Below are 19,728 nucleotides of genomic sequence, written 5' to 3'. Positions count from 1 at the left end.
TGATTGGAAATAATATTTTTTCGGACCCCTAATGAGCGACGCGAAAATATTATTTCTTTAGGGGCCGTGAGGCCGAAAAACTCCCGCAACTCCCGCACTCCCGCACATCGCTAATAAGGCGCTGATAAGAAACGATAATTTTTTGCGGGAGTTGCGGGAGTTGATGCGGGAGTGCGGGAGTTACTCCCGCATCCCCTCACTGGGGCGTCAGGTCCAGCCGATAACACTTCGCGTTCGCGTGGCCATCGTGTTCTTGCTCGAACCGGGCGCTGTACGCCACACCACCTAGCGTTACACGATAGGTCCGTTTCGCCGCCGCCTTGAACCGCACCCCGGCCTTGCGCGTGTTGTGGTACTCGACTTCGACACCGTCGCCTGTGAACGTCTCCCGATAGCCCCACTGGTCAAGCCGGGGCGTCTCGTCCATCGCGTGCAGAAGGTCGAAAAGGCCGAACCGTCCTTTCGCCGTTTCCTCGTCAGTTTTGGAGCCGATGAAGAGCCGCGCGCCATCGATGCCGTGCATGGCTTGGGCAACCGCCTGCACCACGTGGGCTAGCTCATCATCGCGACCGTCCGACAGGTCGGTAAGCGCCGACTGATTGCCCATGAAGCCGCCGACCCCGGACGCAGCAAGGATGCCGCCCATAATGCCCGCCCAGTTCTCGAAGCTCGCAAGCGTGTCCTCGCTGCGCGTCATGCCTTCCGCGACCCACCGCTGGATGATGGTAAGACACGCGTGCACCAGCTTGGCCCGGCTGTTCCGCGTCCATTCGCGCACGTCCCTATGACGCCAGCCGCCTTCTGGCACGTACTTCTCAGGATCAACGGCCTTGCGGTCCAGATCGATCAGGATACAGCGTCGCAGAAGCTCCGGGCTCATGGTCAACGTATTCGCTGCGAAAGCCCAAGACGTCAGCACCCGAACAAGCGCCGTCTGAGTCTTCCCGAGGATTCGGAGTTTGAACCCTGTGTGTGGCGAAGTCATCGCCGACGCGAGGTCTGGCGAGTCCATCTCGTGATTGATGTTGTCGAAGAAGATCACTGCTTCGCCGTCCATCAACACCGCACCCAGCGTCTTGGCCAGTTCGTCGGCGTTCTTCGGCATGGCAAGGGCAGGCGCAGGCGCACCGCTGCTGATCGTGGTGCAGACGTCCACCAGAAAACCGGCACCGGTACCCGGCGCGGGCTTGTTGATGACGTGCCCCGGCGTCGGGCCATGGATCATGGTTCGCGCGAAGGGTAGCAGGATGAACGCCAAGGTGTTCGCGACGGCGGGGACGCCGCTTTCCGTGAAGGTCTGGTCCATAATCTCTTGTCGAGACAGCCCGCCCAGCGGGAAGTCCGCCAAGCATTCTTCCACGATGAAGCGCGCCGCGTCCTGTGCCTCTTCCCTCGTCGGGTGCGCGCTAACGCCCGCCAGCACCAACTCACTGTCCAGAAAAATCTGCGATCCGGCGTGATACCCGTTTGACGTCACAAGCGCCCCGTCCGCTGCGAAGAACGGGGTATCCACCACGCCGCGCAGGGGCAGCGTGAAGTCCTTCAGGTCCGACGCAAACACGTCGTTCACCACGTCCCACGGCGGGTAGATGTGCTGCAGTTCGTCGCCCGTCGGCCTCAGAAACGTGGCGACCTTGCCTAGCTGGTGGCGCTTACCGTCTGGGTCCAGCGTCATCAGGCGCCCTCTACGGACGATGGTCGGTTTTTCTATGTATTCGAAGAGGAAGGGGGCGGCGTCGTTGGCGGTCTTGATGCAGTTCAACGCATACTGCGTCAGGACGGGCGCCGGTTCGGTGATGAAAATGCCTGTGGGCTGATCATCGCGCTTCTTGGCGCGCTCCGCCTTCCTCTTCTCGTCCTCCAGTTCCTTCCAGAACTTCTTAAGCTCGCGCTTACCGAGGTTCGTCACCTTGGCCAAGATCGCGGTGACGTTGGCCTGTGTAGTCAGGTCGACGCCTTCGCGGAACAGCGCCTTTATGAACTTCTCGATATCGGCTTGGCTGTGGGTCGTGTCGAAAGCTTGGGCCCGCTCTTCCGGTGTCTTCGTCTCGTCGCCGATGGCGCCGGGCAGTGGCGCGAAAGGATCGGTTTCACCGTCCGCCACTTCCAACATGAATCCTTGATCCACGTCATACAGCGCGCGTTCCTCGAACCACCCCGCCCGCAGGGCCTCTTCGAGGAACTGCAGCTTGTGCCTTCCTTGGCACGCGTCATGGTGACAGAACCACGTCCAGTACTCATTCTGACTGTCGAGGCAGTTGATCGCCATGGTGGCGGTACCGCCCTCCGAACCGTGCTCGTGCTCGAACGGGCATTCCGTGTGGACGTGTCCAGAGGCCTCGCCGCCTGAGTGCCTGATCTTGTCAGGGCACAGGGTCTCCATAAGGTCCGCCAGCATGAAGCGGTTCTTGCCGCCGTCGCTGTGCCAGTCGTTGAGCGACTTCCCGGAAGGGGTGACGCACTGCGGACGTTCGTCGCCCTGACCGCCTGCCATGGTGAAGGCGTTCAAGTCACGGTTCCCGGTGTACGCCGACTTCCGCATCGGCTTGATACCGTCGAACGACAGCGGCGCACCCTGCACGATGGCGGCGTACCATTCGGCGCCCTTGGGGTGGCGGGCGGTGTAGAACAGGCGCGACGGATCGGTGCACGACGTGTCGAAGTGCACGCCCAGCACGTTCCGCGCGAGCCCTGTGACCTTGTCTTCCCAGACCGCCAGCGCCCCGTCCTGCGTGTCTCCCAGATCGATAAGTTTGACAGGCTCCGCCAGTGGGAAGATCAGACGGAATTTGTCCAGCGGCGGCGTGTCGAGTACGATCTTTACGCCCCCAGCGGTCTGGTGTTTCTGATCTGCGATGGTCACCGCATCAACGAACGAGTCTTCATACCGGTTCTTGTCGTGGGCGCGCAGGTACTGCCGCACCTCTTCGTCCGTTGGATCGCGGGCGATCTGCAGCTTGCGAAGTACATCATCGCGCTTCAGTTCGATGCCGCGCTTACCATGATTATAGCTGCTGTAGACGAGGCAGAAGACGCCCAGTTCCTGCAGCTTCTCCAAGGTCTCGCCCAAAGACGCGCCGGAGTCGACGTCGAGGCCCATGGCGAACATCGTGTCCATGGCTTTGGCCTTCCGGGCGCCCTCTACAGAAGACCCTAGGACGATGCAGGACCCGGCTTTGTACCTGCCTATAGGGTGACGCGAGAAGCCCCATGCGGGCTTCTTCCGGTTGCCGGGCTGGCCAGCGATCCACTGCCCCCACGTCAGTTCGGTCGGGCTCCATTGGCCATCTTGCGTGTTGCGCCGGTCACGCGCGCCCCACATCTCGCCCAGAAGGAACGTGGCCTTGCGATTCAGGAATTCTTCGAACCCATCGGACTCGGTGCCGATAATCTCGGCGTCGTTCAGGGACGTCTTTGGGACGTGCGCCCGAATTTTCTCGCGGTATTCGTCCAGCGGAATGACTTCGCATTCTTTCAGATCGTGGACGTTTTCGCCCGCCCGCGTAAATGCGTTCTCGGTCAGTTTCTCAGTTGCCATTTTTGTATATCTCCAAACAGTTTGTTTATTCCATTTCCTTCTCCATTCATCGATGTTTGCGTGGGGGCTACTGCCCTCCGGACCAGTGGTCCGCCTTGGAGGAAGACAAAGAAGACTCCGAGGATTTGACCCGCCCGCCTTAGCGGAAGAGCTATTCTTATGACCGCTGACGCGGTCAGGTGCGCGCCACCGGTTCACCAGCAAGCGCCGCGATCTCCCCCACCAGAAGCGCGAACGCCGTCTTGACGTCTGCACTGCGCGGCAAAAGCGCGAGTTCGTGTAGGCGGGCCGTCTTCTGGATCAGGCATCCAGCGACCGCGTCGGATTGGTCCAGTTCGATTATATTCATGGTTCCTAACTCCTCCCGGTTGATGAAGCTATCACTAGGAGGCGACGCGAAACGAGTCAACTACTTATTTTTACAGTACTTTTTCGGCTTGAAGCTGAAATTCATGTTTCGCTTCACCGCTCAGCCGGGCTTGGAAAATACAGCTTCAAGCTGATTTACAGAGGCCGGTGGAAGTCCAGCGCGTCCTCGAAAACAGCGCGCAACGCCGCCACATCGGCAACCTTATGCAGGCCCCAGCCGTCCACCTTCGACCACGTCCACTTGCCATCACTCCGAGGCGTGAAACCAGCGGCGGTTAGCACGCGGCGCGCAAGGTCGGGGTCATCGTCCATCACGTCCACAGCCCATCGAAACGGTATCCATAGCCCAATACCGCGCCAGCGATCTCGCTGGGTGATCGCCGTCTTGATGATCGCCGATAGCTCTTCGATTAGCGCCGCGTCCGGATCGTGTCGGGGCAGTCGCCCATTTAGAAAGTTTTGCATCGTCACGCTGCCTTTTCCTGCGCATCAGGCCCGAGGCCTTCGCGTTCTAGTTGGTCCGAAATCGCGCGCTGGATTGAATGGGTGTTCGCTCTAAAGCAAGCGTCGTCATCGCAGGCCGCAGCCGCTGCTTTCCAAAGGGCGGCTCGCCGATTCATTCGGGTGATCGCTCGAACGTATTTCATCGGATCATGCATGCTGTGCCCCGCCCGTTTGCCGCGTTAGGAATTCTCGAATTTCGCGTTCAAGCCGTTCTTTCTCTGCCGCGATCATTTCGGCGGTCCATGATCGGCGCACCAGAAGGCCACGATAAGTTCGAGTGTCGCGTTCTTTCTTCCGCTTGCGTGCCGCCTTATCCAGCGGCACGCCGCCCCATTCGAAGTCTATTAGGCTGGTGCCCATCTTTACACCTCCGTCGCGGAGTCTGCGATACCGCGAAGGCGGTTCCGTTTCCGCTCCTCCGGTGAAAGTTTCGGCCCCTGACTGCCGCTCTTCATTATCTCGGTCATTTGCTCAGATGTTATGACGTCTCCGGTCGGTTTGAATTCGTATCCATTTTCCAATCTTTCGAAACGGCCGAACCATACGCCCTTGAATTCGTCGCGGACTTTCTCTTTGATCTCCTCGAAGGTCATGGCATGAGCCCATGACGACGCGCAAAATTGATGCGCTGTTGCGGGCTGAGGCTAAGACACTGTTTAAGAAGCAGATTGCGGTCAGAGACGCTGGTCGGATCAAGCTTCTTATTGAGATCGTCCACCCCCAGACGTCTAGCCGTAGCCATGCGCTCGTGCCGGGGGAGGCGTGCCAGCGCGGCCAACTCATCGTTATCACCTGCGCGTATCGCGGCGGCGCGCTGTTGTTCCGCCAGTAGGCCTTTCGTCCGATCTAGCGCCTTCATCTCTTCTAGGGCGCGGTCGAGGTCGATATCGACGCCACTCACCGCGTGAATGCGGGCTTCAGGGCATGCCTCGATATCCATCGCGTCCAGTTCTACATTTAGCGCCGATTTGGCTAGCTCAATTAGCTTTTCTGTGGCGGCGGTCATGCGTTCCGCGACTTGCGGATCAGAATTTTTGATATCTTGAAAGTCAGACATTAAGCTACTAGCTCCATTTGAAATTTTGCGTTGATGATTGCAAAGGCGGGCGCCAATCGGTCGAGGGTCGGTACCTGCCCGCCAACCAAAATGTACTTCATAGAATCCGGCTGAATCGCGATCAGGGTCCTGAGGTTTTCGAGGTCGCGGATTACCGGCCCACCGCATACGGGACTTGCCGCGATTCCAGAGATAAAGTCGGATTGAATTTCCGCCAGCCGGTCGCGCATTTCCTGCGCCGGTAGCCACTGGATGAAGCTCCGCGCGCCTTCCAGCGCGTCAGGACCAACATAGAGTCGATCCTCTGGCGGCGCTGCAGCCGCCACCAGCCTTTCCACGGCACCAGCTTCAACTTCCTTTGGCCAGAGCGTCGGCAGCGCCGCGCGTAGTTCGTAGACGCAGGCGCGCCGGTCGCCACATTGCGACGGCACTGCCTTCAGTCGTCGCGCCGCCGTCTCAATGCAGACGCCCACGGCCCGTGAGTAGTCTTTCCTCGTGATGATCATGTGTCCTGCCAATCATTTTAGTGGTTGACAAAACACTACAACAGTGGGCCAAAAATGTCAACGAATCGGACAATTCGGTCCATTTGTGTTGGGGTGGGCTTGCTTATACCTAACACAAACTACCTGAAAACAATAGCATGAGCGAAAAACGGGTCACGACGCACCCCCGGCGATTCGTGTGGCGGGACATGCTCCAAAATGGTCAGTAATCCTGTCCTGCCGGGCTTTAGATCGGCAGTTCAGCGGCGTTGGCAGGCCAGCATAGGCGGAAGTTTGCCGACAAGTGCGGGCGCGGCACAGCGGCCTGACAGCGCGGCGACATGGTGCAGGGCGGCACAGCTCGACACGCCCGGCGCCCGACGCGAAGCGGTGCACTTCAGGCGCCAATCACTTCCGAATCCTGTGTTAGTTTTTGTGTTAGCTGCCGTGACATTCCGCGCTAACACACGTCAGTGATTATCGTTTTATCTCAGTGACTTGCTTCATGGATCGCGGCGAATCTGGATTTTTCAATTCTCTCCAGCAGCACCACTTGCCCGGATGTTCCTCTTTCGAACGGCTTGGCCGCAGCATGCGATTTCCGGCGATGGTTCGCGGCTGTTCCCCGGTCTTGCCCCTTGGCGCGGCGCCCTGCCCCCGCAGGGCTGCGCATGCCACTGCCGCAGGTCCTCCGTTCCGATGGCTGCTTTGGCGCCTGCTGCCGCACCGGATACCGCCTCGGAATACCGTTTCCACCAGTGCCTCGGCTCTGGATTGACTTGAAGCACCGCCCGCACCAATGCTTCGCGATCGATTTCCGCATGGTCTTGAAGGAACCTATGACGATGACGCGCCTGGTGCTGATTTCCTGTTTCTCTGCCGTCTGCCTTTCTACGTCCGCTCTGGCCCAAGACACCTTCACGCTGGACAACAACACCGGCTACACGATCACCGCCGTCTTCGCGGCTCCCTCGGAAGACGACGATTGGGGGCCGAACATTCTCGGCGAGAGGATCGCCCATCGGGAGACCATGGAGGTAACCTTGGACACCGAAACGTCCGGCTGCATGTGGGACCTGCGCTACGAGTTTTCGGACGGAGAGTTCTTCGAGGAGTACGAGGTCGACGTCTGCCGGATCAGCGGTGAAAGCTACATCCTGGAGTGAGTGCGCAGCAGCCGTCGCCTTCCCGCGCAACGGCCATTCGCTCGGTTTGGGAAAGGGAAAGGCTGCGCCGCGGGCTGCCAGCGCGCCCGCCTCACCTGCCCCTGGTCGCCCTCCTGACAAGAAGGGCGGCCGAGACACCCGCGGCAAGGCCGGCGGCGTTGGCACCGAAATCGGCCCACTGCGTCCCGCGACCGGCCAGGGGCTGAAGGAATTCCACTAGCCCACCGGCCGCCAGCGCCACGGCGCCGAAGAGGAGCCAGCGCTCGGGGAATGCGAGGACGATCAGGAAGCTGATCATACCGAACCCGGCAGCGTGCAGACGTTGCCCGGTGCCGGGCACAAAGCTGCCGATAACCTCGCCGGGTAGAAATGCGCCGACTCCGAGAAGAAGCGAGACGAGCGCAGCAGCCGAGACGGCCAGCCATTGAAAGCGATTCATCCGCGGTTTTTGCTGCCGCAGACGGACGGGCGCAAGGCGGGAAGTCGGACGCTGCCCTCGCCGTGCGCGGCGAACAGCTTGCCACATTGGCCGCTGCAGGCGCCCGCCCCCCTCACGACACACTCTCGGCCACGCGTTTTCGTGTCGCTTTCACTTCTCCGGCAGGGGCGGAATGCGTCGTACGCAATGAAGCGTCAGCAGATCCTGTGCTGCGCGATCCTCGTCCTGACGTTGTAGAACCGCACGGGGCGCATCCCGTCGCGCGGCCTGAGGTCGAACACGCGGTCGGCCGCGAAGCTTCGGCCGGCAGGCGCAAGCCGCAGCGCCCCCGCCGCGAGATAGCAGGTATGCTGCCCGGCGATGAAACTGCGCCGGCCCAGGCGTTCAAGGATCGTCTCGGCCACCGGACGCCGCAGGCGTGGCGACATGCCCAGCCCCGCGAAGGTCATCGCCTTCGGGGACCAGAGCAGGATATCGTCCGCGTAGATCAGCGCGCCGCGCGCCGCACGGTCGGCGGTCATGACGGACTTGCCGGCCTTCTTCTCGCCGAACACGACCTGCGCGCCGGCCGGGTCCTCGAAGGCCGCGCCATGCAGCAGAACCAGGTCCGGCCGCTGTGCTTTCACGCCGTGGGCCATCGCGATCAGCAGCTCGTTCAGCAGCGCGACCGGGTCGGAATAATCCCGCGCCGGCACGTAGTGTGCCGAGCCGAGCGCGAAGCGCGGCCCGGCCGAGACGCGGATCGTCGGATCCGCGTCCGGTATCGGCGCGTCTGCCCAGCCCGAGAGTACGCAGCCCAGCAGTTTCCGCACGGCCGAGGGCGCGCGGAACGAGAGCGACACGCCAAGCTCGCATGCTTCGAGCGCGAAGCTCTCCAGAGCTTCGGCGCCCGTCGCCAGTGCGCTATCGCCAGGTTCCGCCACGGGACTTGCAATAGGTGTCCACGTGGAACTTCCCCGGCTGCTCGAACGAGACGACACGACACAGCCGGTTGTCCGACACGGCCGTCGATTCGATCGTGAAACGCTGGCCGGCCGACGTGGCGGCCTGGTAGCCGTCAGGCCGCGAATCCAAGGCGCTGACCAGCGCGGGGCTGACCTGTGGCGCAGTGGGTGCCGTGGCGCAACCGCTCAGGATCGCGGCCGCGACCAGGCCCAAAGCCGCAGCCCTCATCCCTGGAAATCCTTCAGCACCTGATCCAGGTTCCCGGCCGATACGGGTTCGAGCCCGTCGCTCCGCAGCGCGTCCTCGACCTGCGTCACGACCTGTTGCTGGCTCGTATCGTCCACGGCCGCCTCACCCTCGAGCGTGGCCTCGGCCCCGCTCGGCGACGAGGGTCCCGAGACACCCGAAGGCTGGGACGGGGTGGAAGGGGCGGATGGGCTCGACGCGGCCGAAGGCTCGGAAGCAGCGCTGGGTTCCGAGGCCGCCGAGGGTTCGGACGCCGCCGAGGCCTCAGAGGCCGCGGACGCCGTGCTGGCGCGGGCCGATCCCGGAACAAGCGCGACGCTTACCGCGGCACCTTGCAGCACCAGAAAGCCCCTGAGGAAGTGACGACGCAGCATGACATAGACTCCCGTTTAATTACACACCGGACGAAAATGCGTGCGGGAACGTGGTCGCTTCATGTCTCAAGTCGGGCAATTCGATGGCCGCTCCGCACGGCCCGGCAGGTCCGGCCCCCGCGCATCGGCCCCGCTGCACCCGTCGGGCAGACGATTTGCCCGTCGGCATCTGCGCGCCGCCGGGGCACGTTTCGGGCCGGAATCACAACGTCCTTCGGCGCTTGCCACCAATGGCACGGCAACCGCCATCCCCGGACGGCCGCCCTCGTTGCCAGGCAAATCGCGGAACCTTGGCCGTCGCCCATCGCTTCCCTGATAGAAGAGGGAGGAGCAAGAAAATGCATAAAAATCTCGCGGGATCCACCGTCATCCTCATCCAGGCGCTCTCGGCCTCGGCTGCGATGGCCCAGCACTCGGAGATGCAAGAGCACGGCCATGCCGCCTTTTGCGATGTATCCCAAGCCGAGCCGACACCGATCCTGGGTGTCGCGGACTTCGATGCTAGCGGCTCGGTCAGCGAGGCGGACCTCGAACTGCTCCAGGACCGTGTCGATGCGTCCGATTACGTCGCTTTCTTCGACCGCAACGCGGACCGGCGCCTGGACGAAGCCGATCTGGAACTCGCCCGCCAGGACATCGGCTCGCGAAGCGCTCCGCGGGATCAGCAGCTTGCCTTGGCGTACCAGCACACCGAGCCCTTCCGGGACCGCGAGACAGCCATCCGCAAGGGCTACGCCCCCTTCACGCAAACGCTGCACGGCCACGGTGCCCACTGGTCCCAGCATCCGGAAGGCGGCGGCCTTGGATACAGCTTCGTTCCGGGCAACCCGGTCGGGCTCAACTACGCGTCCGACGGAACCCTGTGGGGTGTCTTCTACTACATCGGCCCCTCGGGCAGCCGCGACGACGGCAGCATGTACCCGCCGCGCCACGCCTTCCGGCCGTTCCCGGAAGCGCCCGAAGGATTCGAGGGCGACGAGGATGCCTGGCATTGGCACGCAGGGACGTGCTTCGTCGGCCTGGACGTGAACGACCCGTCGCTCGACCCGGCCGATTACGAGTTCCTGGAGCGCCTTTCGCCGCGCGAGTGCCAGGCGCGCGCTCGGGAGGCGAGCGGTGGGCAGGTCGAGCAACCGAACTGGGTTCCGCAGTTCCACATGCTGCACGTATGGCTCTACGAACTGAACCCCTGCGGAACCTTCGCGGGCGCGCATCCCGAACTGGATGTGAACGCGGCCGATCCCGCCCAATCCATCGTGCACCCCGAACGTCACCCCGAGGCGCCGCATCCGGATTTCGATTTCGAAGGCGGGACGATGTGCGCGTGGTTGAGCGAGACGGGCACGACGCCCGAATACTGCGCGCAAGGCGCGGTGCAGTAGCGCCGGATCAGGCAGCCGTCGTGCAGAACGCGACGGCGTCCAGCAGGCGGCCCTGTCGGACGGGCTTGGCGAGCGTCACGTCGCAGATGGCCCGACGCTCGCCGTTGAATTCGTCCTGCCCTGCGGAACCGGAGATCAGAACCACGCGCGTTCCCGGGCAGAGCGTGCGAAGTTCCACCAGGTGATCGACGGCGCTCTCGACGTCGGCCGCGCACGCCAAGTCGAAGACAAGCAGATCCCACTTGCAGGGCCTCGCCCGCATGCTCGCGATAACGGCCTCGGGATTGCCGCAATGGTGAACCTCGTAGCCCAGCGCCGCCGTATCGGCGGCCAGGCGGCGGCTGTGCAGGCTGTCCGGTGCGGCCATGGCGGCCCGAAGCTGCTGCCCGGTATCGCGTCGGCTCGGGTACATCCACCAGATGTCGCCGGCCTCCGGTTCGCGGTCATCCGTGGCCGAAACCGGTTGACTGTACTCGACCTCGGGAGAGTCCGACATCAGCCCCATGGCAAGAACGCTGCAGAAGATCACGATCTGCACGCCGGACGCCATCAGAAGCGACGGACCCGCCCCGACCCCGAGGATCAGCAGGCCGATGAACAAGGGGAACGCCACCGCGACGCTTGAGACAAGTCCACCAAGCGCGATGTTGGTCTCCGCGAGAGGCGAGGGAGACTGGCGAAGCCCGGGCGCACGGGCGGATGCAGGCATCGTCGAGTCGATCTCCATTGCGAAACGCCCCGTGCCGAAAGGCTCGCCTGAGCGCTCCCGCTGAAAGTCGAACGTCCGCTGCTTCATCAGGTCACCTTCCCTATGGCCGACGGTACGGGAGACGTGGCTGCCATCCCTGAAGGCTCGATGGATGTACCCTCGGCCGTCTCCATGCGGCCCAGCAATCGGCCAGCGGTTTATCCGGGTGCCGCGACAGCGGTTCATAGGCGAATAACCCTGAGTTTATGTGACGCAAGACCCGGAAAAACCACCATCGTGCCCTCATGGGGGAGATCGAGGGACGCCCTTCAGGAGCCGCCGCTTCCCGGAACATCGCGCCTCGGCCCCGCGTTGTTTTGGAAAGCGGAGGAGCCTGTCATGCGCTGGAAGAAGACCGTCTTGGCCGGGGCATGTGCCGCGCGGGCGACGTCAGCCGCGCTGCCCCTGATCGCACACGAGGACGGCATGTCCGGCTCGGTCAGCGTCGATGCGTCCGCTTTCGGCAGCGCCGGGGACGTCCGCTTCGCACGCAACCTATGGCAGGCCCTGAGCGATGCCGGAATCGTCGGCGACGACGCGATCCAGACCCACCCCTATGCAGGAAGTTCGAAACACGGCCCGGTGGTCCAGTACATCGACGGAACCGTCACGGTCGGCGATTACAGCGGCACCTTCATCACCAAGCGGAACTATCGCGGCGAGGACATTTCCGTCGAGGAGATCTTCGCCGACCCGTCCAGCCACTTCGACTCGCTGGGCGTGATGTTCCGCCGGGAAGAGGGATACGCCCCGGACAGCGCGGACTGGTTCTGGGCCAAGTTCATGCCCGACGGTACGGTTGCCACCACACCGGATGGCATGAGCATGGCGGGGCAGGTCGCCCCGTGCATCTCCTGTCATCAGCCTGCGGACGGCGAAGACTTCGTCTGGGGGCACGACAGGTTCTCGCGGTAAGTGTCGTTCCAGCCGAGGGCGGGAGCGTCCACGGGCATACCGAACAGCCCGCCGCGGCCAGACCGCGTGCGGGATCGTTTGCCGGCACGGAGCCGGGTCTCGCACGCCAAGCCTTGACCGACCGGTTCGCGTGGCGCCGCCGCCGCTCGTCCCGCTGAGCATGGTTTTGCCACACCCGCACGGAAACCCCACGCCTCCGGCAGCACGGCTTTTCCCCGCCAGGACCGGGCGGCTTCCGCGCCTCCCACGCCCGCCTGGCGGTCCCCTTCTCCGGACGGAACCGAAACTTTCAGGAACAACCGTTTCCGCGACGGGTTGGGACCACGATTGCAGCCGGCACCGCCGGTTCCCGCCGTCCTGGCCACGCCACAACCTCGGGAGCGAAACCGTTGAAAAAGAATATCTACGTCCTTGGCATGCTCGACTGGCAGCTCGAAGAGCTGAAGACCATCCGCGACGCCGACCTGTGCCGATTCCACTCGCTCCTGACGACGGATGAGCTGATGGACCACGAGGCCGGCTTCGACGAACTGCTCCGACGCGCCCGCCGCCAGCTGAACGAGGGCGACAAGCCCGACGCGATCGTCTGCCACTGGGATTTCCCGTCCAGCTGCCTCGCGCCGATCCTGGCCGCGGAATACGGCCTGCCCGGCCCCTCGCTCGAGGCGGTGCTGCGCTGCGAGCACAAGTACTGGGCCCGGATCGAGCAGGCCCGCGTGGCGCCCGAATGCGTGCCCGACTTCGAGGCCGTCGATCCCTTCGACCCCGAGGCCGCCGACAAGATGAAGCTCGACTTCCCGATCTGGCTGAAGCCGGTCAAGGGCTTCTCGTCGCAGCTGGGCTTCAAGATCACCGACCGCGAGGGCCTAGACAAGGCGCTGGAAGAGATGCGCGAGGGCATCGGCGACCTGGGCCACATCTTCGACGAATGCCTCGACCACGCCGAGCTTCCGCCGGAGGTACAGGGCATCGGCGGCAGCCATGCCATCGCCGAAAGCATCATGAGCGGCGACCAGTTCGCGCATGAAGGCTACGTGCGCAACCACAAGGTCACGATCCACGGCGTGCTCGACATGATGCTCAGTTCGGACGGCAAGGCCGTCGCCGGCCTGCGCTATCCCGCCGACCTGCCCGACGACCTGGTCGACCGCGCCAACGACGTCGGCCGGAAGATCATGCGCCAGGTCGGCTTCAACGACGGCTGCTTCAACGTCGAGTTCCTCTACGACGAGGACACCGACAAGCTGTGGGTGATCGAGGCCAACACCCGCATCTCGCAAAGCCATTGCGAGATGTTCCGCATGGTGGACGGCCGCTCGAACCACGAGATCGCCGTGTCGGTGGCGCTGGGGGACGAACCCACCCTGCCCGACCACAAGGGCGACTTCGACACCTCCGCCAAGTTCTACATCACCAAGGACGACGACGCGAAGGTCACGCGCGAGCCCACGAAGGACGAGCTGCGCGAGATCTCGGACGAGTTCGGCGCGCTGGTGGAATTCGAGGCGCACGAGGGCGACACGCTGTCCGACCTGCCCAACCAGCCGGTCTACTGCTACAACGTGGGCTATGCCTGGCTGGGCGCGGACTCGCCGCAGGCGCTGCGCGAACGCTACCGCGAACTCGTCTCGCGGTTGCCGATGGAGTTCAGCGACGGAAATCGCCTGAGCACCGAGATGTAGCGCCGCCCGCGCAACGCCCACGACCTGACACTCCCGACCCCGGCCACAGCTTCAAGGCCGGGGCACCCACGGACAGGGACACGCATAGAATGAAGGAAGTCTCGAGTTTCCCCCACGCCGTTCAGATCACCGAACACGTCTGGATCGACCTTCCCAACGGGCGGCGACTGGCCGCCCGCCTCTGGATGCCCGAGGATGCCGGCGACAACCCGGTCCCGGCGATCCTCGAATACCTGCCCTACCGCAAGCGCGACCTGACCCGCGGGCGCGACGCGATCAACCACCCCTATCTCGCCGGCCACGGCTATGCCTGCGTGCGCGTCGACATGATCGGCAGCGGCGAATCCGACGGCGTGCTAGTCGACGAATACACCGAGGACGAGCTTGCCGACGGCGTCGCGGTGATCGAATGGATCGCCCGGCAGAAATGGTGCGACGGCAATGTCGGCATGTTCGGCATCTCGTGGGGCGGCTTCAACGGGTTGCAGATCGCGTCCCGCCAGCCCGACGCGCTCAAGGCGATCGTGTCGTGCTGCGCGTCCGACGACCTCTACGAGGACAACATGCACTACATGGGCGGCTGCCTGCTGGGCGACCAGCTGTCCGAGGCGACCGTGATGGCCGCCTTCAACAGCCAGCCGCCCGACCCCGCCATCGTCGGCGACCGCTGGCGCGACATGTGGCTGGACCGGCTCGACGGCTCGGGCCTGTGGCTCAAGAAGTGGCTCGATCACCAGCGCCGCGACACCTACTGGTCGGCCCATTCCGTGTGCGAGGATTACTCGGCCATCAAGTGCCCGGTGCTCGCCGCCGGAGGCTGGACCGACGGCTACACCAACGCCATCTTCCGCCTGCTGGAACATCTCGACGTGCCCTGCCGCGCTTTGATCGGCCCTTGGGGGCACAAGTACGCGCATATGGGCGTGCCCGGCCCTTCGACCGGCTTCCTGCAGGAGGTGCTGCGCTGGTTCGATCACTGGCTGAAGGGCATCGACACCGGCGCCGAGGAATTCTCGGAACTGCGCGCATGGATGCAGGACTCGGTGCCGCCCAGCACGTCCCACCAGGACCGCCCCGGCCGCTGGGTGCGCGAACCGCAATGGCCGTCCGACGACATCACGTCGCTGGAATACCGGCTGGGCCACCGGCGCCTGTTCCGGCACGAGGAGAACCGCCACGCCTTCGAATCCGCGTTCGAGGAAACGCTGGTCTCGCCGCTCTCGGTGGGTCTGTTCGCCGGCAAATGGTGCTCCTACGCCGCCCTGCCCGACCTGCCGCACGACCAGCGCGAGGAGGATGGCGGCTGCCTCGTCTACGACACCGAGGTGCTGGACGAGGACATCGAGATGCTCGGCACCCCCTCGGTCGAGCTGGAGATCGCCGCCGACAAGCCCGTGGCGCAGGTCGCGGTGCGGCTCTCGGACATCCTGCCCGACGGGCGCGCCACGCGGATCACCTACGGCGTGCTCAACCTGACGCACCGCGACGGCCACGACGATCCGCAACCGCTCGAGCCGGGGTGCTTCTACCGCGTGCGGGTGCCGCTCAACGGGCTGGGGACGCGGATACCGGCGGGCCACAAGCTGCGGCTGTCGATCTCGTCCACCTATTTCCCGCTGATCTGGGCCCCGCCGGAACCGGTGCAGCTGACCCTGCGCCCCGAGGGCTGCACGCTGTCGCTGCCCGAGCGCCGGCGGCGCGAAGACCCGCCGCTGCGCGAACTGGGCGAGCCCGAAGGCGCGCCGCCCATGCCGGTCGAGCGGCTGGCCCCGCCCGAAGCGTCGTGGAACGTCGTCCGCTCGATGGTCGATGACGAAGCCGCGCTGGTCGTGGTCAACGACGAGGGCAGCTATCGCATCCCCGAGATCGACATGACCGTCCGGCGCCGCACCGAGGAACGCTACAGCTTCCGCGACGCGGATCACGCTTCCCTGCGCGGCGAGACGCGGACCGAGCGCGGCTTCTCGCGCGGCGACTGGTCCGCGCACGCGACCACGCGCACGGTGCTGACCTGCGACGCGGAAAACTTCTACGTTCACGCCACGCTCGACGCCTACGAGGGCGCCAGGCGCATCTTTTCGCGCAACTGGGACGAGACCATCCCGCGCGACCTGGTGTGACCGCGATCGCTCCGAGGACGTAGCCTACGCCATGATCGCAGGCGCGGATGGCTCCGCGCCTGCCGTCAAAGGTTAACGCTTCCTGAAAACGTCGCTGGAACCCATTGATATCGTTACGGCGCCCACGTGTCCCATCGTGGGACACGCCTACGGCGCCGTCTCAGACGATCATGACCGGCCGCTGCGTGAGGCTCGCCACCTTGTGGCTGATCGAGCCGAGCATGTAGTTCTCGGCCGATCCCACGCCCCGCCCGCCCATCACGATCAGGTCGACTTCGCGGTCCTTTGCGAAGGCCACGATCCCCCGCGCGATCGCCCCGTTGCGGACGAAGGCATGCACCTCGGCCGCGCCGGCGGCCAGAGCGTGCGCCTTGGCCTTCTCGGCGATTTCCTTCGCATATTCCCGCATCACGTCGTCGAACCGACGCGGATCCTGCGGCCGCACCATCGACAGCGACGCCTCAAGCAGCGAATGGTGGCGGTAGATCGTCAGGATCGACACGACCGCGCCCGTCAGCCCCGCCAGCCCCACCGCCTTGTCGAGCGCGGCGAAGGAGTTGATCGAGCCGTCGACGGGAACGAGGATATGCTTGAACATCCCGGATCTCCTTATTTCGCGAAGGCAAGATCGCGCAGGAAAAGCGCGATCTGCGGAAACAGGATCAGCGCGACCGACACGCACAGCAGGATCAGGATGAAGGGCGGCGTGCCCTTGATGACCTCCCAGTAGGGCCGCCTGAACACCGCGATCGCCGTGAAGATGTCGCAGCCGAAGGGCGGCGTGGCAGAGCCGATCGCCACCTGCAGCGTGATGATGATGCCCACGTGCACCGGGTCCAGCCCGACCGCGTCCACCACCGGCGCGAAGATCGGCACGAAGATCAGGATCACCACGATCGGATCGACGAACATGCAGCCGATGAAGAACGCGATCGAGATCGTCGCCAGCACGCCGTATGGCCCCATCTGGTCGATGCCGATGGCGCCCAGCACCTCCTGCGGGATCTGGGCGAAGCTGATGACGTAGGAAAACGCCGCCCCCGCCCCCACCAGGATGAACACCACCGCGGTGATCAGACCCGTGGACTTGGCCGTGGCGTAAAGCTGCTTCACGTTCATCTCGCGGAAGACCACCATCTCGAGGATCAGCGCGTAGAGCACGCAGGCCGCCGCCGCCTCGGTCGGAGAGAAGATGCCGCCGTAGATGCCGCCGACGATGATCACCGGAAAGCCCAGCGGCCACAGCGCGCGCTGCACCGCGCGGCCGCGGTCGCCCCAGGTCGATTTCGGCTCGGTGGGCACATTGTGGCGCACCGCGTAGATGTAGGAATAGATCGAGAACAGCACGAGGATCAGCAGCCCCGGCCCGATGCCGGCGATGAACAGCTCGGCGATCGACGTGCCTGAAACGACGCCGTAGATGATCATGCCGATCGAGGGCGGGATCAGGAAGGCGATGTCCGACGCGTTCACGATCAGCGCCAGCACGAAGTTGTCTTTGTAGCCCGCGTTCAGCATCCGCGGCCGCAGCGGTCCGCCGACCGCCACCACCGTCGCCTGGGTCGAGCCCGAGACCGCGCCGAACAGCGTGCAGGCCGCGGCGGTAGACACGGCAAGCCCGCCCTTCAGGTGGCCCACGAAGGCCATCACCAGGTCGATCAGCCGGCTGGCGGACTGGCCGCGGGTCATGATGTCGGCCGCGAAGATGAACATCGGCACCGCGATCAGGCTGGCGGGCCGGATGCCGCCCAGGATCTGCTGCACCATCGTGCCCAGTTGGTCGATCCCGCCGAAGATCATGACGAACCCGATCAGCGACCCCGCCAGCAGCGGGATCATCATCGGAAAGCCCAGCAGAAGCAGGACGATCATCGTCCCGAAGATCATCGTGCTCATCGCTCAGACCTCTTCTTCGCGCTCGTTGTCATAGCCTTCCAGCGTGCTGGTCGACAGCCAGATGTTCTTGTGGATCAGGTTCTTGATCGCGGTCAGGGTGTATTGCAGCCCAGTCAGGAAGAAGCCCAGCGGCGCCCAGACGATGATCCACCAGACCGGGATCTGCAGCGCCGGCAGAAGCCGCCCGCGCGAGGCCTGCGTCATCACGTAGTCGAGCGAGTACCACGTCAGCAGGAACATCGCCGCGGCCGTCACCAACGCGATCAGGATCATCAGCGGCTTGCGCACCGCCGGCGGCACGGCGTCGAAGATCGCCGACATGCGGATGTGCCGGCCGTGCCGCGCGGCATACGAGATGCCCGCGAACGTGATCAGGATGATCAGCGCTTGGTTCACCTCTTCCGAAAAGAACAGCGACTGACCGAACACGTAGCGCCCGATGACGTTGGCCATCGTGTTGGCCGCCATGAGCAGCACCCCCACAGCCAGCAGGAACGCCTCGATCCGCGCGATGCCCACGTCGATGACGCCAAGAAAGCCCGGAAGCCCCGAGACATAGCTGGAATCGTCTATGTCGTCGACGGCCGAGGGGACCATAACCTCGGCCTGAAGATCGGGATCGTGCGGCCCGTGCGGGTCCTGTCGTGACGCCATTGTCGCTCTCTCTCCTGGATACCGGGACGGCCTGCCCCGCCCCCCGCGCTACCGGGCCGCGCGGTTGCGGCCCGGTTGCAGGAACGGATGCGCCGCGGTGCGATCTCAGCTTTCGCCGGACGCGGCTTCGAGATCTTCCTTCAGCTGGTTGAGGATCTCCTCGGCCTGATCGCCGCCAATTTCGAGGAACTCGGCCTCGACCTCGTCGGCGGTGTCCATGAAGGGCTGGCGCTGTTCCTCGGTCAGCGTGGTGATCGTGATCGAGGGCTTCGCCTCCTTGATCTTCGCCAGCGACTCCTCGGTCAGACCCTTCTGGTACTCGATGATATGGTCGAAGGCGACGTCGATCGCGTCCTGGACCAGCGTCTTGTCCTCCTCGGATAGCCCCTCGTAGAAGTCGAGATTGGCCATCACGGCGGTGGTGAAGTTGTTGTGCCCGGTGCGCGTGATGTGGTCGGTTACCTCGTACATCTTCGTCGACTCGATGAAGAAGGCGGGGTTTTCCTGGCCTTGAATGATGCCGGTCTGCAGCGCGCCGTAGACCTCGCCCCAAGGCAGCGGCGTCGGCGTGGCGCCGAACGCCTGGTAGCTGCCCACCAGCAGCGGGTTGGTCATCACGCGGAACTTGACCTCGTTCAGGTCCTCGGGGGACGTGACCGGCTCCTGCGTGGTCATCATCACCTCGCCCTCGGGGAACATGGTCAGCAGCTTCAGGCCCTGCTCTTCGTAAAGCGGCGGGAACAGCTCGTTGATGGCGACGGAGTTCTCGAAGAACGATGCCAGCTGGTCCTCGTCCTGCGGCAGCAGGTAGGGCACGAAGAACACCTGCGCCTCGGGGATCAGCGCGCCGGTGAAGCCGGGCGACTGGTCGACGAATTGCAGGATGCCGGATTGGGCCTGTTCCATCACGTCGGCGGATTCACCCAGCGTGCCGAACGGGAAAAGCTGGATCTCGTGGTCCGAGTTGGCCTCGATCTCTTCCTTGAACTTCTGCGCGAAAACCCCCTGCACCTCGTCCATCGCTTCTTCGAACGCGTAGCGCCAGGTGTCGGCGCCGGCCATGCCTGCGCTGGTGGCCAAGGCAAGCGCGCTTGCCGCGAGAAGGCTTTTGTAGCTCATGGTCTTTCCTCCAGAATTTCAAACGCCTTCCTGCCACGGCCGTCGGCAGGGCGCGGATTCCCGGGGCCGGAAGCCGTTTGCCACAGAAA

Annotated in this window: 21 protein-coding genes; 5 read left to right on the top strand and 16 right to left on the bottom strand. The window is 64.1% G+C overall.

Translation table 11 applies throughout. The annotated features are described in order from the left end of the window. Positions 1-196: 196 nt before the first annotated feature. From BLW27_RS14935 to BLW27_RS14915, 7 genes are all read right to left on the bottom strand, one after another. A complete protein-coding gene (locus BLW27_RS14935) occupies positions 197-3,538 on the bottom strand; it encodes a hypothetical protein (protein WP_089884355.1) in 3,342 nt (1,113 codons plus the stop codon). Between the two features lie 175 nt (positions 3,539-3,713). Next, the gene (locus BLW27_RS21250; protein WP_177177927.1) at positions 3,714-3,887 is read right to left on the bottom strand and encodes a hypothetical protein; all 174 of its coding nucleotides are present in this window, start codon (positions 3,885-3,887) and stop codon (positions 3,714-3,716) included. A 155-nt stretch (positions 3,888-4,042) separates the two neighbouring features. Then, positions 4,043-4,378, bottom strand: a complete 336-nt coding sequence (locus tag BLW27_RS14930) for a hypothetical protein (protein WP_143042287.1) — start codon at positions 4,376-4,378, stop codon at positions 4,043-4,045. A 180-nt stretch (positions 4,379-4,558) separates the two neighbouring features. Then, positions 4,559-4,771 carry a hypothetical protein gene (locus BLW27_RS20805; protein WP_143042286.1) on the bottom strand — a complete coding sequence of 71 codons (213 nt, stop codon included), beginning with the start codon at positions 4,769-4,771 and terminating at the stop codon, positions 4,559-4,561. A 2-nt stretch (positions 4,772-4,773) separates the two neighbouring features. After that, entirely contained in the window at positions 4,774-5,004 is a 231-nt protein-coding gene (locus BLW27_RS14925; RefSeq protein ID WP_089884351.1) for a hypothetical protein, read from the bottom strand. Further along, on the bottom strand, positions 5,001-5,468 hold the full coding sequence (locus BLW27_RS20800) for a hypothetical protein (RefSeq protein WP_143042285.1): 468 nt from the start codon (positions 5,466-5,468) through the stop codon (positions 5,001-5,003). Before BLW27_RS20800 ends, BLW27_RS14925 begins: the two co-directional genes overlap by 4 nt. Further along, positions 5,468-5,974 (bottom strand): hypothetical protein, encoded by a 507-nt coding sequence (locus BLW27_RS14915; protein WP_089884347.1) that lies wholly within the window; start codon positions 5,972-5,974, stop codon positions 5,468-5,470. The genes BLW27_RS20800 and BLW27_RS14915 overlap by 1 nt, the downstream gene beginning before the upstream one ends. A gap of 818 nt (positions 5,975-6,792) precedes the next feature. Between BLW27_RS14915 and BLW27_RS14910 the strand changes: the two genes are divergently transcribed. After that, positions 6,793-7,119, top strand: a complete 327-nt coding sequence (locus BLW27_RS14910) for a hypothetical protein (RefSeq protein WP_089884345.1) — start codon at positions 6,793-6,795, stop codon at positions 7,117-7,119. Positions 7,120-7,210: 91 nt separating this feature from the next. Here BLW27_RS14910 and BLW27_RS14905 read toward each other — a convergent pair whose 3' ends face one another. From BLW27_RS14905 to BLW27_RS14890, 4 genes are all read right to left on the bottom strand, one after another. After that, positions 7,211-7,558: a hypothetical protein gene (locus BLW27_RS14905; RefSeq protein WP_089884343.1), complete on the bottom strand. Its 348-nt coding sequence runs from the start codon at positions 7,556-7,558 to the stop codon at positions 7,211-7,213. 194 nt (positions 7,559-7,752) lie between these two features. Beyond that, positions 7,753-8,481, bottom strand: coding sequence for a hypothetical protein (locus tag BLW27_RS14900; RefSeq protein WP_089884341.1), 729 nt, complete (start codon positions 8,479-8,481; stop codon positions 7,753-7,755). Continuing rightward, positions 8,462-8,731, bottom strand: coding sequence for a hypothetical protein (locus BLW27_RS14895; RefSeq protein WP_143042284.1), 270 nt, complete (start codon positions 8,729-8,731; stop codon positions 8,462-8,464). The genes BLW27_RS14900 and BLW27_RS14895 overlap by 20 nt, the downstream gene beginning before the upstream one ends. Next, positions 8,728-9,123: a hypothetical protein gene (locus BLW27_RS14890; protein WP_089884338.1), complete on the bottom strand. Its 396-nt coding sequence runs from the start codon at positions 9,121-9,123 to the stop codon at positions 8,728-8,730. Before BLW27_RS14890 ends, BLW27_RS14895 begins: the two co-directional genes overlap by 4 nt. Positions 9,124-9,461: 338 nt before the next feature. On the opposite strand from BLW27_RS14890, the gene BLW27_RS14885 reads away from it, so the two are divergent. Beyond that, complete coding sequence (locus tag BLW27_RS14885) at positions 9,462-10,505, top strand: hypothetical protein (RefSeq protein ID WP_089884336.1); 1,044 nt, start codon at positions 9,462-9,464, stop codon at positions 10,503-10,505. Positions 10,506-10,512: 7 nt separating this feature from the next. Here BLW27_RS14885 and BLW27_RS14880 read toward each other — a convergent pair whose 3' ends face one another. Continuing rightward, positions 10,513-11,301, bottom strand: a complete 789-nt coding sequence (locus tag BLW27_RS14880; RefSeq protein WP_089884335.1) for a DNA-binding transcriptional response regulator — start codon at positions 11,299-11,301, stop codon at positions 10,513-10,515. A 291-nt stretch (positions 11,302-11,592) separates the two neighbouring features. On the opposite strand from BLW27_RS14880, the gene BLW27_RS14875 reads away from it, so the two are divergent. The 3 genes from BLW27_RS14875 (at position 11,593) to BLW27_RS14865 (ending at position 15,970) form a co-directional block, all read left to right on the top strand. Then, positions 11,593-12,168, top strand: a complete 576-nt coding sequence (locus tag BLW27_RS14875; protein WP_177177925.1) for a cytochrome P460 family protein — start codon at positions 11,593-11,595, stop codon at positions 12,166-12,168. Positions 12,169-12,557: 389 nt separating this feature from the next. Then, a complete protein-coding gene (locus tag BLW27_RS14870; protein WP_143042283.1) occupies positions 12,558-13,850 on the top strand; it encodes an ATP-grasp domain-containing protein in 1,293 nt (430 codons plus the stop codon). 89 nt (positions 13,851-13,939) lie between these two features. Beyond that, entirely contained in the window at positions 13,940-15,970 is a 2,031-nt protein-coding gene (locus BLW27_RS14865) for a CocE/NonD family hydrolase (RefSeq protein WP_089884329.1), read from the top strand. Positions 15,971-16,130: 160 nt separating this feature from the next. Here BLW27_RS14865 and BLW27_RS14860 read toward each other — a convergent pair whose 3' ends face one another. From BLW27_RS14860 to BLW27_RS14845, 4 genes are all read right to left on the bottom strand, one after another. After that, entirely contained in the window at positions 16,131-16,568 is a 438-nt protein-coding gene (locus tag BLW27_RS14860) for a universal stress protein (protein ID WP_089884327.1), read from the bottom strand. Positions 16,569-16,579: 11 nt separating this feature from the next. Further along, positions 16,580-17,866, bottom strand: coding sequence for a TRAP transporter large permease (locus BLW27_RS14855; protein ID WP_089884325.1), 1,287 nt, complete (start codon positions 17,864-17,866; stop codon positions 16,580-16,582). A 3-nt stretch (positions 17,867-17,869) separates the two neighbouring features. Next, on the bottom strand, positions 17,870-18,463 hold the full coding sequence (locus BLW27_RS14850) for a TRAP transporter small permease (RefSeq protein ID WP_089884401.1): 594 nt from the start codon (positions 18,461-18,463) through the stop codon (positions 17,870-17,872). A gap of 162 nt (positions 18,464-18,625) precedes the next feature. Beyond that, a complete protein-coding gene (locus BLW27_RS14845) occupies positions 18,626-19,639 on the bottom strand; it encodes a TRAP transporter substrate-binding protein (protein ID WP_089884323.1) in 1,014 nt (337 codons plus the stop codon). Between the last annotated feature and the right edge of the window lie 89 nt (positions 19,640-19,728).

The organism is Citreimonas salinaria, assembly GCF_900107235.1.
Classification (GTDB): Bacteria; Pseudomonadota; Alphaproteobacteria; order Rhodobacterales; family Rhodobacteraceae; genus Citreimonas; species Citreimonas salinaria.
Note: the sequence above shows the minus strand (reverse complement) of the source record. Positions and strands in the feature narration are given on the sequence as shown.

Coding starts and splice junctions, on each gene's coding strand:
- BLW27_RS14915 (WP_089884347.1), bottom strand. CDS start 5,974: ATGATCATCACGAGGAAAGACTACTCACGGGCCGTGGGCGTCTGCATT.
- BLW27_RS21250 (WP_177177927.1), bottom strand. CDS start 3,887: ATGAATATAATCGAACTGGACCAATCCGACGCGGTCGCTGGATGCCTG.
- BLW27_RS14845 (WP_089884323.1), bottom strand. CDS start 19,639: ATGAGCTACAAAAGCCTTCTCGCGGCAAGCGCGCTTGCCTTGGCCACC.
- BLW27_RS20805 (WP_143042286.1), bottom strand. CDS start 4,771: ATGGGCACCAGCCTAATAGACTTCGAATGGGGCGGCGTGCCGCTGGAT.
- BLW27_RS14910 (WP_089884345.1), top strand. CDS start 6,793: ATGACGATGACGCGCCTGGTGCTGATTTCCTGTTTCTCTGCCGTCTGC.
- BLW27_RS20800 (WP_143042285.1), bottom strand. CDS start 5,468: ATGTCTGACTTTCAAGATATCAAAAATTCTGATCCGCAAGTCGCGGAA.
- BLW27_RS14935 (WP_089884355.1), bottom strand. CDS start 3,538: ATGGCAACTGAGAAACTGACCGAGAACGCATTTACGCGGGCGGGCGAA.
- BLW27_RS14860 (WP_089884327.1), bottom strand. CDS start 16,568: ATGTTCAAGCATATCCTCGTTCCCGTCGACGGCTCGATCAACTCCTTC.
- BLW27_RS14905 (WP_089884343.1), bottom strand. CDS start 7,558: ATGAATCGCTTTCAATGGCTGGCCGTCTCGGCTGCTGCGCTCGTCTCG.
- BLW27_RS14875 (WP_177177925.1), top strand. CDS start 11,593: ATGCGCTGGAAGAAGACCGTCTTGGCCGGGGCATGTGCCGCGCGGGCG.
- BLW27_RS14850 (WP_089884401.1), bottom strand. CDS start 18,463: ATGGTCCCCTCGGCCGTCGACGACATAGACGATTCCAGCTATGTCTCG.
- BLW27_RS14880 (WP_089884335.1), bottom strand. CDS start 11,301: ATGAAGCAGCGGACGTTCGACTTTCAGCGGGAGCGCTCAGGCGAGCCT.
- BLW27_RS14855 (WP_089884325.1), bottom strand. CDS start 17,866: ATGAGCACGATGATCTTCGGGACGATGATCGTCCTGCTTCTGCTGGGC.
- BLW27_RS14895 (WP_143042284.1), bottom strand. CDS start 8,731: ATGAGGGCTGCGGCTTTGGGCCTGGTCGCGGCCGCGATCCTGAGCGGT.
- BLW27_RS14885 (WP_089884336.1), top strand. CDS start 9,462: ATGCATAAAAATCTCGCGGGATCCACCGTCATCCTCATCCAGGCGCTC.
- BLW27_RS14925 (WP_089884351.1), bottom strand. CDS start 5,004: ATGACCTTCGAGGAGATCAAAGAGAAAGTCCGCGACGAATTCAAGGGC.
- BLW27_RS14890 (WP_089884338.1), bottom strand. CDS start 9,123: ATGCTGCGTCGTCACTTCCTCAGGGGCTTTCTGGTGCTGCAAGGTGCC.
- BLW27_RS14865 (WP_089884329.1), top strand. CDS start 13,940: ATGAAGGAAGTCTCGAGTTTCCCCCACGCCGTTCAGATCACCGAACAC.